Source organism: Methylobacterium sp. SD274, from assembly GCF_017355285.1.
Taxonomy (GTDB): domain Bacteria; phylum Pseudomonadota; class Alphaproteobacteria; order Rhizobiales; family Beijerinckiaceae; genus Methylobacterium.
This window is the reverse complement of record NZ_JADIJP010000009.1, coordinates 44,478-59,677: the sequence shown is the minus strand read 5'-3', so window position 1 is coordinate 59,677 and position 15,200 is coordinate 44,478. Positions and strand designations below refer to the sequence as shown.

Sequence of the window (15,200 nt, the reverse complement as noted above, 5' to 3'; positions counted from 1 at the left end):
ATGGCCCGAGAGATCGGCAGGCGTGGCTTTCTGAAGGCTTCGGCGGCTCTTGCCGCGAGCGCGACGGCCGGGTTTTCGTGTATCGAGATCGCGAATGCCGCGACCATCGAGGTGCCTACGGTCGACACACTGAGCTTGTGCGTCTTGATCGACTCGTCCCACGATCAGTTCCTCAAGCCCGCGACGGTTCAGGGTGTCGTCCACCAGCCACCCGGGAACGGGCGCGGCAGCGATTACCGCAAGGTTCTGCACAACCAATGGGGCCTGTCGCTGTTCGTGGAATCGCGGCGCGCGGACGAGGCGCGCACGATCCTGCTCGATTTTGGCTACAGCCCCGATGCGTTGCTGAACAACATCGAGATCCTGAAGGTCGACCCGTCCAAGATCGACGCCCTCATCGTCAGCCACGGCCATCACGATCATTACGGCGGCCTCAACGGGTTCCTGGACAAGTACCGCGCATCCCTGCCCGCGGATCTGACGCTCTATGCCGGCGGCGAGGACAATTTCTGTCACCGCGTCAGCCCGAGCAAGGCGCAGGGGCAGTTCACGGATTTCGGCCAGCTCGACCGGCGTGAGTTGACGGCGCAGAAGATCAGGACAGTCCTGTGCGAGACGCCGACGGTGGTGGCCGGCCATGCCTTCACCACGGGTCAGATCAAGCGCTCCTCCATCGAGCGCATCCTGCCCAACACCTTCGTGGAACGCGGCATCAAGGACGGTCTCGGCTGCGATGCCACCCACTATTCGCCGGCTGAACTACAGGGGCAAATCATTCCCGACGAGCATGTCCACGAACACGCCACCTGCTTCAACGTGAAGGGCAAGGGCCTCGTCGTCATCAGCTCCTGCGGCCATGTGGGGATCGTCAATTCGGTCCGTCAGGCCCAGGCCGTCTCGGGTGTCGAGAAGGTCCATGCCATCGTCGGCGGGTTCCATCTCGGGCCGGCGCCGAAAGACTATCTCACCCAGATCGTGGCCGAGATCCGAAAGCTCGATCCCGACGTGGTCATTCCCATGCATTGCAGCGGCCTCAACTTCGCGCTGGAAGCCCAGGCGCAGATGCCCGCCAACGTGATCGTGCCGACCACGGGCAGCCGTCTCACCTTCGGTGCGTAGGTCCGCAACCGCGGCGCTGTTCCTGTCGCTCCTGGCCTGGCACACCATGGTGCCGGCTCGTGGCGCGGAGCCGGCGCGACGCTCGGCTGCGGAGTTGATGGACGTGCTGATGTGGAACCGCGAGCCGGTGGGCGGGCCCTTCAGCCTCGTCGATCACGAGGGGCGCAAGCGCACGGAGGCCGACTTTCGCGGCAAGCTCCTCCTCGTCTATTTCGGCTACACCTCGTGTCCCGATATCTGCCCGACCGACCTCATGGAGATCGCCCGCGCCCTCACCCTGCTGGGCGCGGAGTCGGAGGCGGTCCAGCCGCTGTTCGTCACGCTCGATCCGGAGCGGGACACCGTCGCGCATCTCGCCGAATACGTCCCGAACTTCTCGCCCCGGCTCGTGGGCCTGACGGGAGAACCGGCGGCGATCCGTCAGGCCGCCGATGCCTACCGGGTGTTCTTCGAAACGGGCGTGGGAGTGAATGGTGACAGGACGATCGACCACTCGGCCTTCATCTACCTGATGGACCGGTCGGGGGCCTATCTCGGCTTCTTCCCGCCGGGCACCTCGGCCGAGCGAATGCTGACGATCATCTGCCCCCATCTCGCTCAGCCCTGACGGCTGCGCGTCGAGCCTCCACCGTCGATCAGATCATCGCGCCATGCCCCAGCGCCGCACGGTGAGTCGCTCGAAGGCCGCGAACACGATGTTCTCGACAACGAGGCCAATGACGACGACGAGGACGAGGCCAGCGAAGACGCGGTCGGTGTAGAGTTCGTTGCGGTTCTGGAAGATGTACCAGCCGAGGCCGCCGCGCCCCGAGGAAGCGCCGAAGACGAGTTCCGCCGCGATCAGCGTCCGCCAGGCAAAAGCCCATCCGATCTTGAGGCCGGACAGGATCGCCGGCAGGGCGGCGGGGATGAGGATCTGAATCACATAGGACGGGCCGCGCAGGCCGTAATTGCGCCCGGCCATCCGCAAGGTTTCGGGTACGCCCTGAAAGCCCGCATAGGTGTTGAGCGCCATCGGCCACAGCACCGAATGGATGAGGACGAAGATCAGACTGCCGGAACCGAGGCCGAACCAGAGCAGGGCCAGCGGCAGAAGTGCGATCGCCGGCAGCGGATTGAACATCGCCGTCAGGGTCGAGAGCAGGTCGCGGCCGAACTGGGTCGATACGGCCAGCGTCGTCAGCAGGAAAGCGAGGACGATCCCGCAGACATAGCCCTGCAGCAGTACGACGAGGGAGATCCGTACCCGGTCCAGCAATTCGCCGTTCACCAAACCATCGAACAGGGCCGCCATCGTGGCGCCGAAGCCGGGCAGCAGCAGGTCGTTGTCCTGCCACCGGGCCAACCCCTCCCAGAGGAGGATCAGAGCGACGATGATCAGGCCCTTGCGCAGCCAATCCTGCTGCCAGAGCCGCGTCGAGAACGGCAGCACCCGTTCCACCGGGGCTTCCACGAAGGGGGCGAGCACATGGTCGTATTCCGGGCGGATCGGCGGCACGAGGGGCCGGCCCGCGAGACTGGCATTGCTCATGCCGCAACCTCCGTGGATGCGCGGCTTTCGGGTGCGGCCTCGAACAGGCGCGTGTGCAGTCGCTGCACCGCGTCCTGAAAATCGTGGCTCCCGATGCTGGTCAGATCGAAAGCATGGCTGTTGAACTCGGCCCGCACCCGGCCCGGATGGGGCGAGAGCAGCGCCACCCGGTTCCCGACCACCAGGGCCTCCTCAATAGAGTGGGTGACGAAGAGAAGGGTGAAGCGGGCGTCCTCCCAGAGGGCCAGCAACTCCTCCTGCATCCGGCGCCGGGTCAGGGCATCCAGAGCCGCGAAGGGCTCGTCCATCATCAGGACCTTCGGCTGCATCGCGAGCGCGCGGGCGATCGCCACGCGCTGCTTCATGCCGCCCGAGAGCTGGTGCGGGTAGCTCTCGGCGAAGGGCGTCAGCCCGACCTTGTCGATGTAGTGGCGGGCCCGCTCCATCGCTTCGCGCCGTCCCAGCGCCCGTGCCGCGCGCAAGGGGAAGGCGACGTTCTGGGCCACCGTCTTCCAGGGCGGCAACTGGTCGAATTCCTGAAACACCACGATCCGGTCGGGTCCCGGCTCGCGCACGGGCACGCCGCCGAGGGTGATCTCGCCCTCGACGGGGCGAATGAAGCCCGCAGCCGCCTTGAGCAGGGTGGACTTGCCGCAGCCCGATGGCCCCAGCAGAACGAAGCGGTCCCCCTGGTGGATGTCGAGATCGATGCGATGGGTGGCGCGCACCACCCGTTCCGGCGTGCGGTATTCGAGCGTCACACCCGCGATCCGCAAAAGCGGCGATGCCTCGGCCGCGATCGGGGAACGCGCGCGCGCGTCTTCACGCCGGATGGAACCCCGCGCGCGGGATTCGGGATGTTCGGCGATGGCAAAGTCGGAGCGGTGGGCTGCGAAACTCATGGCGTGCCGCCTCAGCTGCCGCTGCTGATGCGCGGATCGTCGAAGAAGTAGTCGCCGATGGCCGATGGCTCGGCCTTGATCGCGCCGACCCGGTGCATGAACTTGCCGAGGCCGATCGTGTTTTCCGGCTGCACCTTGAAGGTCGCCGCAGGGTTCTTGATGATCTTCGTCAGGAGAGCCGGGTCGAGCTTGCTGTTGTTGATCCGAATATAGATGTCGGCGGCTTTCTCCGGGTTCTCGGTAATGAACGTCGCGGCTTCATCGAGCGCGCCCAGGAACGCCTTGTAGGTCTTCGGGCTGTCCTTGTAGAATTTCTCCGTGGCGTAGAGCACGGTGGAGGAGGCCGGCCCGCCCTGCACGTCATAGGAATTGAGGACGATCCGGGCCTTCGGGTTCTCGGCCAGTTCCTGCTCTTGGAAGGGCGGGTTGCCGAAATGGCCCGAGATCTCCGTGCCGCCCTTGATGATCGCGGCGGTGGCCTCGGGATGCGGGACGGCGACACTGATCTTGTCGAGTTTGGCGAAGTCCTTGTCGCCCCAAAGCTTCGCCGATGCCAGTTGCAGGATGCGCGACTGAACCGAGACGCCGACGGCGGGAACCGCGATACGGTCCTTCTCGGTGAAGTCGGCGATGGTCTTCACGTCCGGATTGTTGGTGACGAGGTAGTAGGGGAAGTTACCCAGGGACGCGACGCCCTTGACGTTCTGCCGCCCCCTGGTGCGGTCCCAGAGGGTGAAGAGCGGGCCGACCCCGGCACCGGCGATCTCGATATTGCCGGACAGGAGGGCGTCGTTGACCGCCGAGCCGCCGGAGAGCTGGACGTAGTCCACCTTGATATCGAGGCCCGCCTGCTTGCCGTGCTTCTCGATGAGCTTCTGATCCTCGACCACGTTGAGGAGCAGGTAGACGACACCGAATTGCTTGGCGATGCGCAATTGGCCTTCGCCGGCGGCAGCATGGCCCACGGCCACCAGGGACAGGGCGAGCCCGCCGAAAAGGGACGCGGCCTTGCGGCGCGAAAGGGACATGCGTCGGGTCGTCATGGGGAACCTGCTGTCGAATTCGGGCGCGGAATGCGGAGCCGGGACGTGAAAGGCACCTGCAAATCTGCTTGGCGGCGCTCGCCGCGTCAATGAAATCGTTCTCTTTATAGAACAGCGGATGGAGATGATCCGTCTCTAAAAGCCGTATACTTTAGTAGCCATCCAGCTTTCATCGATAACAAGAAGGATATTTCCAGCACTTCAGTGGGAATCTGGAGGTTGCTGGTTTGCACCCTCCCCACAGTCGTTCGTTTTATGGGACACGGAGGGCAGCTTGTCGGATGTAAGGCCGGTCACCGTCCCCGCCACACCAACTCATGTGCCGGATCGATCTCGCCCGATCGGCACGGAGGCGGGATCACGCCCGGCGGACACGCCGGTTGAGTCGGGCAGCGAGACGCTCGCCGATGGTCTGCACCGCCTGGACCAGCACGATCAGCACGACGACGACGGCGAGCATCATCTCGGGGCGAAAGCGCTGGTAGCCATAGCGGATGCCGAGATCGCCCAGCCCCCCACCGCCGACGGCGCCGACCATGGCCGAATAGCCGAGCAGCGACACCACCGCGAGGGTGAGGCCGAGGAGGATGCCGGGCAGCGCCTCGGGGATCAGCACCTTGCGGATGATGGTGAGCGGGCCGGCACCGAAGGCGCGCGCGGCCTCCACGAGCCCGGAATCGACCTCGCGGATCGCGGCCTCCACGAGGCGGGCGATGAAGGGGGTCGCCGCCACCGTCAGCGGCACCGTGGCGGCCCATAGGCCGATGGAGGTGCCGGCGATGAGGCGGGTGAAGGGGATGATTGCCACCACCAGGATGATGAAGGGTGTCGAGCGGGTGGCGTTGACGACGAGACCCAGGATGCCGTTGAGCCACGGTGCGGCAAGCAATTCCCCGCGCCGACTGGTCGCCAGGAAGATCCCGAGCGGCAAGCCGAACAGCGTTCCGAGACAAGCCGCGACGGCCACCATGGCGAGGGTGTCACCGGTCGCCTGGAGCAGCAGGCGGATCATTTCAGGCGACACGGCGAGCCTCCACGCTGCGAGCCGGCAGGTAGCCGAGGAGATCGGAGACGAGACCGTGGGCGTCGAGGAACGCACGTGCGCGCCCGACGACATCCGGCCCCGCGGGCAAGCCCACCGTCAGCGAGCCGAAGGGCTGTCCGGCGATCTCGTCGACGGTGCCGGACAGGATGTTGGCCTCGATGCCGGTCTCACGCGCGAGCCGCGCGATGATCGGGTCGCTGGCGTGAGCTCCGCGAAAGGCGATCCGCAGAACCGCGGTGCCGCCGGGAATCGGCTGGGTGTCGATCTCGGCGCGAAGCCCGGCCGGCAGCGCCAGCCCCATCTCCCCGGCCAGGAGTGTCCGGGTGATCTCGGCCTGCGGACGGGTGAAGACCTCGAACACGTCGCCCTGCTCGACGATACGGCCCGCCTCCAGCACGGCGACGCGGTCCGCCACGGCGCGGATCACCGACATCTCATGGGTGATGAGCACGATGGTGAGGCCGAGTTCGCGATTGATCCGGCGCAGCAGCGCCAGGATCGACCGGGTGGTTTCGGGGTCGAGGGCGGAGGTGGCCTCGTCGGAGAGGAGCACGCTCGGTCCGGTGGCCAGCGCGCGGGCGATGCCGACACGCTGCTTCTGCCCACCCGAGAGTTCGGCGGGATAGCGGTCGCGCTGATCCTCCAGTCCGGTCAGGGCCAGTAATTCCCCGACGCGGGTGCGGATCGCGGCCCTGCCGCGCCCTTCGATCTCCAGCGGTAGGGCGATGTTGCCCGAGACGGTGCGAGACGAGAGCAGGTTGAAATGCTGGAAGATCATGCCGATGCGGCGGCGCACGTGGCGTAGCGCGCGCTCGTCGAGGGACGAGACCTCGGCATCCCCGACCTTGATCGTCCCGGCGCTGGGGCGTTCCAGCCCATTGATCAGACGGATCAGGCTCGATTTTCCGGCGCCCGACCGGCCGATCACCCCCAGCACCGAACCCGCCGCCACCGAGAGGTCGATCCCACTCAGCGCCGAGACATGGACGCCGTCACGGGTCGAGTAGGACTTCGCGACCCGGTCGAAGCGGATGAGTGCATCCGACGGCGCGAGGCCGGCCTTGCCGGGGCTATCATGATGAACTGACGACACGCAACGAACCTCATGGACCTGCACACGCATCGCCCATGCAGGTTCGCCAGAATGACTAGGATCGAAGATGTATTCCTACATCTTATACTTTGGACGCTCAATGAAAACGGTTATCAAATCGATCGCCGATTGGAAGAGAACGATCCCCGTATTCGCACCGGAAGGGAAGGATCCTCCATCCGCCCACTCGACCCGGCTCTCGCAGCAGGACTTCCGAGCACCGATTTCCGCGAGCCAAGACGCTGCGGCCCCCTTCGGCAGCACTATTCGACCGCGCAGGCCGGACCCACGAAAATCACCCCGTCAGACACCCGCTCGATAGAAGATGCTATCGAATTCTCGAAAGTGTTCAGAATTTCATTTCATTGAATACATGGGACGATTACGCTTTAATGCTTCGAGATCGGCAGAGGCGGCAGTGCCTTTGCACGGCTCTGAATCCCATGACCTTATGTTTCGCGTTCTTTGACGAACGCCCATTCGGACCCCGTCTTCATGTCGTTTGATATCATGCGCGTACCGCGCCGGTCATCGAGCCGGCGCGGCTTCCTTCGGCTGGCCGGTGGCGCGGCGGGCGGGATCGGCATCGCGTCAGCCGCGCAGGCCCTGGATGCCGGCGATCCCCTGGCCGTTCCCGAATGGAGCCGTACGCCCGGAGCACCGTCCGCATCGCCGCCCTATGGACGGCCATCGCCCTACGAAGTTCTGGGCCGCAAGTCGCGGACGCCACCGACCTTTCCGGGAGCCGCCTCCACCGGCACGCCGCTCCAGCACCTGCATGGCATCATCACGCCCAACGGTCTGCATTTCGAACGTCATCACGCAGGCGTTCCAGCCATCGACCCGGAGCGCCACCGGCTGGCGATCCACGGCCTCGTGGAACGCCCGCTCGTCCTGACCATGGACGATCTGGTGCGGATGCCCTCGGTCTCGCGCATCCACTTCCTCGAATGCTCGGGCAATACCCCTTGGCTCGGGGCCAAGCCGGGCTGGACCCTCCAGGAAAGTCACGGGCTCCTCTCCTGCGCCGAATGGACCGGGGTCGACTTGGCGACTCTCCTCGATGAGGTCGGCGTGAAGCCGGGCGCCGCCTGGATCCTTGCGGAAGGCGCGGACGCGGCCGGGATGACCCGTAGCATTCCCCTCGATCTCGCACGCGACGGTGCGATCCTGGCCTATGCCCAGAATGGCGAGCGGCTCCGCCCGGAACAGGGCTACCCGCTGCGGCTGTTCGTGCCGGGGGTCGAGGGCAACCTCAGCATCAAATGGCTGCGCCGGCTCAAGGTCGGAGACCAGCCGTTCCAGACGCGCGAGGAAACCTCGAAATACACCGACCTGATGCCGGATGGGTCGGCACGGCAGTTCACGTTCGCGATGGAGGCGAAATCCGTCATCACCTCACCCTCCGGTGGCGAGCAGTTGCGAAGCCCCGGCTTTCGCGAGATCCGCGGTCTCGCCTGGACGGGACGCGGCCGCATCGCAGGCGTCGAAGTCTCCACCGACGGCGGAGCATGCTGGCAGGCAGCCGTTCTGGAGGGTCCGATCCTGCCGCGATGCCTGACCCGGTTCCGGCTCCCCTGGCGCTGGGAGGGCGGCCCCGCGCATCTCCTCAGCCGGGCCACCGACGAGACGGGCTACGTCCAGCCACCGCGTGAGGCGCTGCTCTCCGTCCGGGGCACCCAATCCTTCTACCACAACAATGCGATCGCCGGCTGGCGTGTCGCCGCCGGAGGAAACGTGAGCCATGCGGTTTAGCGGCCTCGGCCTTCTCCCCTGCCTGATGGTGACGGGCGCCGCCCTGGCGGACCCGTCCGGGCCCGTCTCCCTCCCTGGCAACGGGCTCGGCCCTCTGGCGATTGGGCAGCCGGCGAGCCAAAGGATCCTCGCCCTGTGGGATATCGACGTGCGTGCCGACGGGCAGGGCCTGCCCGCCGGCCATGGCAGCGTGCGCCAGGGCGAGGCCCTGTTCGGCGCGCGCTGCGCCGCCTGCCACGGGGCGCAAGGGGAGGGTGCATCCGCCGACAGGCTCGTGGGCGGCCAGGGCAGCCTCGCGACGGGCAAGCCGGTGCGGACGGTGGGCAGCTTCTGGCCCCATGCCACCACCCTGTTCGACTATATCCGCCGCGCCATGCCCTACGACGCACCGCAATCCCTGAGCGCCGACGAGACCTACGCCCTCAGCGCCTATATCCTGCATCTCAACGGCATCCTGCCGGAGGAAGCCGAACTCGATGCCGCCTCCCTGCCGAGGGTGCGGATGCCGAACCGGGACGGGTTCACCGCCGATATCCGCCCCGACGTGCCGGCGCGCGCCAGTCAGACGCCTCTTACCGGGATCACCGCGCCGCGATAGCGCTCGCGGATGAAACCGGCGACCTCGGCGGATTGTATGAGGGAGGAGAGCGTCTGGATGCGTGCATCCTGGGCCAGTGCCTGGGTCGTCACCAGCACGTTGGCGTAGGGGTTGCCCTCCGCCCGCTCCAGCCCGAGGGAATCCTTGGCCGGGTCGAGGCCGGATTCGAGGGCGTAGTTGCCGTTGATGACCGCGAGGGCGACGTCGTCGAGGGAGCGCGGCAATTGCGGCGGCGCCACTTCGATGAAGCTGAGAGATTTCGGGTTCTCGGCGATGTCGCCGGCCGTGGCGAAGGTGCCGTCGCCGCCGGGCCTGAGACGGATGAGGCCGTTCTCCTGCAGTAATCTCAGCCCGCGGCTGAAATTAGTGACGTTGTTCGACAGGGCGACGGTCGCCCCCTTCGGTAGGTCGGCGAGGCTGCGGACGCGGCGCGAATAGAGCCCGAGCGGCTCCACATGCACGCTTGCGGTCACGGCGAAGCGGACACCGAGTTCGGCCTCTTCGCTTCGCAGATACGGCACGTGCTGGAAGAAGTTGGCGTCGGCATCGCCATCGAGAACGAGGCGGTTCGGGCGGATGTCACCACTGATCTCGATGATCCGCAGGGGCAGGTCCGGAGCGAGCTTGTCCTGCACATAGGTCAGGATCTCGGCATGCGGCACCGAGGAGGCGACCACCTTGAGGGGTGTCGCGGCCCGGGCCGCGGAGGCCGTGAGCAGGGCAAAGGTGCCGCCCAGCAGGGGAAGGGTGCCGCCCAGCAGGGCGCGACGGTTCAGCGGCATGGAAAATCTCTCGGTTCGGAAGTGCCTGAGCGATCGCATTCGAGCGCCGTACCGGGCTGCGGGTGCGCGCTTGATCAAACGGAGCGGGGCGGGAGTTTAAGTCGGCGACCGCGCTACCAGACCGGCTCGAGGAAGCCCTTGTAGGTCCGCTCGATGTAGTCGCGCACCGGCGCCGACCGGAAGCTGCGGATGAAGGCGGTGAGACGCGGATCGTCGCGATTGTCGGGCCGCGCGACGAAGCTCAGCGTATAACGCCGATCCCCGGCCCCATCGGTGATGAGGGAGGTTCTGGGGTCGCCGCCGGCGGCGATCAGGTAGGTGAAGCTCACCTGCGCCAAGGTCACGTCGTCCATCGCACGCGGCAATTGCGCCGCTTCGAGTTCGATGATCCGCAGGCGCTTCGGATTGGCGACGATGTCGGCGACGGAGGCCTCGTCGCCGACGCCCGGCTTCAAGGTGATCAGCCTGGCGGTCTCCAGCAGGCGCAAGCCCCGCGCCGCGTTGACGGGATCGTTCGCGATGGCGACCGAAGCGCCGTCGGGGACCTTGTCGAGGCTGGTCACCGTCTTCGAGAACAGGCCCACGGGCAGGACCATGGCGCCCTCCACCGCCACCAGCTTGTAGCCGCGCGAGCGGATCGCGCTCTGGAGGTAGGGCACGTGCTGGAACAGGTTGGCGTCGATATCACCCGAGGCCACGGCCTCGTTGGGCGTCACCCAATCGGTGAACTCGACGATCTCGACATTCTGTCCCTGCTTGCGGGCGAGATCGGCGGCGAAGGCCAGGGTCTGCCCCACCGGCCCCGGCGTCGCGCCGATCCGCAGGGGTTTTTCCGCGGAGGCGGGGCCGGTCGCCAGAGCGAAGAGGACGGCCGCGAAGCCGAGGAGGCCGCGGCGGGTACGGAGCGGGGGCATCGTGGAAGCCTGTGATCGGGGAGGGGAGAGGGTGGCGGTCAGGCGGCGGAGGCGCGCGCCTCGCTGCCGGACCGGCGGAAGCGGGCACCCGGATGGGTCGCCTTCAGGGTGGCGCCGCCCTCCGGGAAAAGCTTTTCGCGGAGCGTGCCTTCGCGATACCGCGTCTTGAACGCGCCCCGGTCCTGCAACGCGGGCACGACGAGATCGACGAAGGCCTCGATCGTCTCGGGCGCGACGGCGCGGGTGAGATTGAATCCGTCGATATCGGCCTCGTCGGCCCAGGACAGCAGCGCGTCGGCGACGTCCGAGGGCGATCCGACGATGAAGGGAGCCCTCGCCCCGCGCGGGCCGAACTCGGCGAAATCGGCACGGGTGAAGGGCCGTTCGCCGGGCAGCGTCAGGTTCTCCAGCAAGGACTGCATGGCATTGGTCTTGACGTAGGCGAGCCCCTCATGGGCATCGAGTTCGGACAGGTCGATTCCGGTCCAGCCGGAGACGAGGGCGAGTTGGCCCTCCACATCGAGATACCGCGCATACTCGTCGCGCAGATCGAACGCCTCGGCGCGGGTAGGCGCCACGATAACGGTGGCCCCGAGGAACATCCGGATATCGTAGGGATCGCGGCCCGCCTCCTTGGCCGCCTGCCGCGTGGCGCGCACGGCCTTGCCCGCGATGGCCTTGGTCTGGCCGTTGAGGAAGATGCTCTCGGCATGGCGGGCGGCGAAGAGACGTCCTTGCGACGAGGCGCCGGCCTGGTAGAGCACGGGCGTCCGTTGCGGCGACGGCTCGCTGAGATGCTGCCCATCGACCCGGTAGCTCGGCCCGTCATGGCTGACGCGGTGGACCCGGTCCGGCTGCGTGAACAGGCCGCTCGCCCGATCACGCAGGGCCGCACCGTCTTCCCAGCTTGCCTCCCAGAGCTTGTAGGCGGCCTCCAGGAAATCCTCGCCGGCATCGTAGCGCGCATCGTGTTCGCGGGCTTCGGGCAGGCCCATGCCGCGTGCGCCGCTCTCGAGATAGCCGGTGACGACATTCCAGCCGATCCGCCCATTGGTGAGATGATCGAGGGTCGAGAGCCGGCGGGTGAAGGTGTAGGGGTGTTCGTAAGTGAGGTTCGCCGTGACCCCGAAGCCGAGATGCGTCGTGGCATGGGCCATCGCCGGCACCAGGAGGAACGGATCGAGGTTCGGCGCCTGCGCCGCCCGGGCGAGGGCAGTGGCCGGGGAGGCACCGTAGACGTCGTAGACCCCGACCACGTCGGCGAGGAAGATCCCGTCGAACAGGCCGCGCTCGGCGGTGCGGGCCAGCGACACCCAGTAATCGAGGGTATTGTAACGCGCCGCCGCGTCGCGCGGGTGCCGCCACAGCCCGGCCCAGGTATGGCCCGGCGCCCCCATCTCGAAGGCGTTCAGCCTCAATTCGCGGCGTGGGCTCATGGCAGATCCAGGCAATCCGGGGCGACGGTATCGTGCGATGGGGAAGAGAGGCCTCGTTCACGCGATGCGGGAGGCCTTCAGGCGCATGAGCCTAGCCGGAGACCGGACCCGGTCAACAAGAATGATCTTTCAACGATCACCCCTTCCAAGCATACATCGTCTATTTTACGATGTTTTAGAGCATAACATCTCCAAATCGCACATTTGATCATAATTTATACTTGTCTGCCCTGCCCGGATTGACGATCAGGACGACCACGAGGCCGGGGGCCATCGAGCGCGAGCCCCTTCGGCGTCACGGCATCACAGGCACGGGATCGACGGAATGTCTCAGACGGAAGCGGGATGGGGCGCGGGACCGAGCGCGGGCTACGAGGCGCTCGCGGCCGGTTTCCGGCCGGTCTTCGCGCGCATCCGCGCCACCGCCATCACCCGCGATCTCGCGCACACGCTCCCCCATGACGAAATCGACTGGCTGAAACAGGCGGGCTTCACCACCCTGCGTCTCGCACGCGAAGAGGGCGGCCACGGCGCGAGCCTGCCCGAATTGTTCAACCTCCTCATCGAGTTGTCCCAGGCCGACCCCAACGTCACCAACGCCCTGCGCGCGCATTTCGGCTTCACGGAGGACATGCTGTGCTCGTCCTCGCCGGAATGGCGGGCGCGCTGGACCGCCCGGATCGGCGATCGCCAGACCGTCGGCAGCGGCGTGTCCGAAACCGGCGAGGCCAAGGTCGGGCAGTTCGATACGGTGCTGAGGCCGCAGGGTGGGCAATGGCTGCTCAACGGCCGGAAATTCTACACCACCGGCTCGCTCTTCGCCGATTGGATCCACGTCTCGGCCCAGGACGAGGCGGGCGCATCCCTGGTGGCGGCCGTGCCGGCGCGGGCGCCGGGTGTCGAGATCGTCGACGATTGGGACGGTTTCGGCCAATCGCTCACCGCGAGCGGCACGGCGATCTTCACGGACGTCCTCATCGGGCCGGAGCTGATCAAGCCCGATCCGGAGCGTTTCCCCTACGCGATGGGGTTCTTCCAGCTCGTCCATCTGGCGACTTTGGCCGGCATCGGCCGTTCGGCCGCCATCGACGTGTCGCGGCTCGTGGCCGAGCGCAAGCGGGTCTACAGCCACGGCAACGGCAGCCGGGCCGGCGACGATCCCCAGGTGCAGCAGGTGGTGGGGCGCGTGCGCGGGGCGGCCTATGCGGCGGGCGCCATCGTCCTCAAGGCGGCGGAGGCCCTGCAGCGGACCTACGACATCCACCGCACGGGAGAAGCGGCGGACCATGCGGCGGGTATCGCCGACATCGAGGTGAACCAGGCGGTGACCGTGGTCACCAATCTCGTTCTCGAAGCCACCACGACCCTGTTCGATGCGCTCGGCGCCTCGGCGGTGAAGAGCGGTCTCGGCCTCGATCGGCACTGGCGCAACGCCCGCACCATCGCCTCGCACAATCCCCGGATCTACCGCGACCGGGCGGTGGGCAATTTCGCGGTGAACGGCACGGCCCCGCCGCGCCAATACCGGGTCGGCTCGGCCTGAAGCGCCCCCTGCCAAGCAAGCCCATTGCAACGAGAGATCAAGGACAGACCCATGTCACGTCGCCGGGACACGATGCGCCTCGGTGCCTTCCTCTATCCGGGCGGGCACCACGTCGCGGCGTGGCGGCACCCCTCGTCGCAGGCGGATGCGGGGATCGATCCCGCCCATTACCGCCGCCTCGCCAAGGTGGCCGAGGCGGCGAAGTTCGACCTGATCTTTCTCGCCGACGGGGTCAGCATCCGCGGCGACGACATCGACGCCCTGAGCCGCACGGCGATCCGTTATGTCGGACAGTTCGAGCCGCTGACCCTGCTCTCGCATCTCTCGGCGGTGACGGAGCGCATCGGCCTCGTGGCCACCGCCTCCACGACCTACAACGAGCCGTTCCACGTGGCGCGCAAGTTCGCCTCCCTCGACCATCTCAGCGGTGGCCGGGCGGGCTGGAACCTCGTCACCTCGGCGGACCCGCGCGAGGCCTACAATTTCAGCCGCGACAGCCATCTCGCCCATGCGAGCCGCTACGCCCGCGCCGAGGAATTCGTGGATGTGGTCACCGGCCTCTGGGACACGTTCGAGGACGACGCCTTCGTCCGTGACCGCGACGAGGGCCGCTTCTTCGACCCGGCCAAGCTGCACGTGCTTGGGCATGAGGGCGAGCATTTCTCCGTGCGCGGCCCGCTCAACGTGCCCCGTCCGCCCCAGGGCCATCCGGTCGTCGTGCAGGCGGGCTCCTCGGAGGCCGGCAAGGCATTGGCGGCCCGGACCGCCGAGGTGATCTTCACCGCCCAGGCGACCCTGGACGATGCGACCGCCTTCTACGCCGACGTGAAGGGCCGGCTCGCCCGGCACGGCCGAGAACCGGACGCGCTCAAGATCCTGCCGGGCGCTTTCCCGGTGGTGGGTCGCACGATGGCTGAAGCCGAGGACAAGTACGGCGCGTTGCAGGAGCTGATCCACCCCGTCGTCGGCCGCTCGCTCCTGGAACAACTCGCAGGGCTCGACCTCTCCGGCTATTCCGACGATGCGCCGGTTCCGCCGGCCAGCGGGACGGAGGGCGGCAAGAGCCGGCAGGACCTTCTCGTCACCATCGCCCGGCGCGAAGGCCTGACCATCCGCGAGCTCTACCTGCGCATCGCCGGCGCTCGGGGCCACTGGACCCTCATCGGAACACCAGCCCGGATCGCCGATGCCCTTCAGGAGCGGTTCGAAGCTTATGGCGCCGACGGGTTCAACATCATGCCGCCGACGCTCCCCGGCGGGCTCGACGATTTCGCCACACTGGTGATCCCCGAATTGCAGCGGCGTGGACTGTTCCGAACGGAATACGAAGGGACCACGCTCCGCGAGAATCTCGGCCTCGCCCGGCCCCACCATCGTCGTCACGACGTGGCCCGGCCAGAATGATGCGCCGCAGCTTGCCCCGAGGCGTCCTCCTTCAG

At 67.0% G+C, this 15,200-nt stretch carries 14 protein-coding genes; 6 read left to right on the top strand and 8 right to left on the bottom strand.

All coding sequences use genetic code 11. The features are described from left to right. Window positions 1-1,119 carry an MBL fold metallo-hydrolase gene (locus tag IPV08_RS10210; protein WP_207411784.1) on the top strand — a complete coding sequence of 373 codons (1,119 nt, stop codon included), beginning with the start codon at window positions 1-3 and terminating at the stop codon, window positions 1,117-1,119. Between the two features lie 46 nt (window positions 1,120-1,165). Next, window positions 1,166-1,726, top strand: a complete 561-nt coding sequence (locus IPV08_RS10205) for an SCO family protein (RefSeq protein WP_207411862.1) — start codon at window positions 1,166-1,168, stop codon at window positions 1,724-1,726. Between the two features lie 33 nt (window positions 1,727-1,759). Here IPV08_RS10205 and IPV08_RS10200 read toward each other — a convergent pair whose 3' ends face one another. From IPV08_RS10200 to IPV08_RS10180, 5 genes are all read right to left on the bottom strand, one after another. Beyond that, window positions 1,760-2,650: an ABC transporter permease gene (locus IPV08_RS10200; RefSeq protein WP_056425186.1), complete on the bottom strand. Its 891-nt coding sequence runs from the start codon at window positions 2,648-2,650 to the stop codon at window positions 1,760-1,762. Further along, window positions 2,647-3,552 (bottom strand): ABC transporter ATP-binding protein, encoded by a 906-nt coding sequence (locus tag IPV08_RS10195; RefSeq protein ID WP_207411783.1) that lies wholly within the window; start codon window positions 3,550-3,552, stop codon window positions 2,647-2,649. Before IPV08_RS10195 ends, IPV08_RS10200 begins: the two co-directional genes overlap by 4 nt. A gap of 11 nt (window positions 3,553-3,563) precedes the next feature. Then, window positions 3,564-4,595, bottom strand: a complete 1,032-nt coding sequence (locus IPV08_RS10190; RefSeq protein ID WP_207411782.1) for an ABC transporter substrate-binding protein — start codon at window positions 4,593-4,595, stop codon at window positions 3,564-3,566. A 358-nt stretch (window positions 4,596-4,953) separates the two neighbouring features. Continuing rightward, entirely contained in the window at window positions 4,954-5,619 is a 666-nt protein-coding gene (locus IPV08_RS10185; RefSeq protein WP_207411781.1) for a methionine ABC transporter permease MetI, read from the bottom strand. Continuing rightward, window positions 5,609-6,733, bottom strand: coding sequence for an ATP-binding cassette domain-containing protein (locus IPV08_RS10180; protein ID WP_207411780.1), 1,125 nt, complete (start codon window positions 6,731-6,733; stop codon window positions 5,609-5,611). The genes IPV08_RS10185 and IPV08_RS10180 overlap by 11 nt, the downstream gene beginning before the upstream one ends. A gap of 495 nt (window positions 6,734-7,228) precedes the next feature. Here IPV08_RS10180 and soxC point away from each other — a divergent pair, with 495 nt between their 5' ends. Beyond that, complete coding sequence (soxC, locus tag IPV08_RS10175; protein WP_246747884.1) at window positions 7,229-8,488, top strand: sulfite dehydrogenase; 1,260 nt, start codon at window positions 7,229-7,231, stop codon at window positions 8,486-8,488. Continuing rightward, the gene (locus IPV08_RS10170; RefSeq protein WP_207411779.1) at window positions 8,478-9,086 is read left to right on the top strand and encodes a cytochrome c; all 609 of its coding nucleotides are present in this window, start codon (window positions 8,478-8,480) and stop codon (window positions 9,084-9,086) included. Before soxC ends, IPV08_RS10170 begins: the two co-directional genes overlap by 11 nt. On the opposite strand, the gene IPV08_RS10165 is transcribed toward IPV08_RS10170, so the two are convergent. The 3 genes from IPV08_RS10165 to IPV08_RS10155 all read right to left on the bottom strand — a co-directional run bounded on the left by IPV08_RS10165 (window position 9,050) and on the right by IPV08_RS10155 (window position 12,218). Continuing rightward, a complete protein-coding gene (locus IPV08_RS10165; RefSeq protein WP_207411778.1) occupies window positions 9,050-9,868 on the bottom strand; it encodes a MetQ/NlpA family ABC transporter substrate-binding protein in 819 nt (272 codons plus the stop codon). The two genes, IPV08_RS10170 and IPV08_RS10165, sit on opposite strands and share 37 nt — an antisense overlap. A 113-nt stretch (window positions 9,869-9,981) precedes the next feature. Then, complete coding sequence (locus IPV08_RS10160) at window positions 9,982-10,782, bottom strand: MetQ/NlpA family ABC transporter substrate-binding protein (protein ID WP_207411777.1); 801 nt, start codon at window positions 10,780-10,782, stop codon at window positions 9,982-9,984. 38 nt (window positions 10,783-10,820) lie between these two features. Continuing rightward, window positions 10,821-12,218: an LLM class flavin-dependent oxidoreductase gene (locus IPV08_RS10155; protein WP_207411776.1), complete on the bottom strand. Its 1,398-nt coding sequence runs from the start codon at window positions 12,216-12,218 to the stop codon at window positions 10,821-10,823. Between the two features lie 325 nt (window positions 12,219-12,543). Between IPV08_RS10155 and IPV08_RS10150 the strand changes: the two genes are divergently transcribed. Further along, window positions 12,544-13,761, top strand: a complete 1,218-nt coding sequence (locus IPV08_RS10150; protein ID WP_207411775.1) for an acyl-CoA dehydrogenase family protein — start codon at window positions 12,544-12,546, stop codon at window positions 13,759-13,761. Window positions 13,762-13,812: 51 nt separating this feature from the next. After that, complete coding sequence (locus IPV08_RS10145) at window positions 13,813-15,165, top strand: LLM class flavin-dependent oxidoreductase (protein ID WP_207411774.1); 1,353 nt, start codon at window positions 13,813-13,815, stop codon at window positions 15,163-15,165. Window positions 15,166-15,200 lie beyond the last annotated feature (35 nt).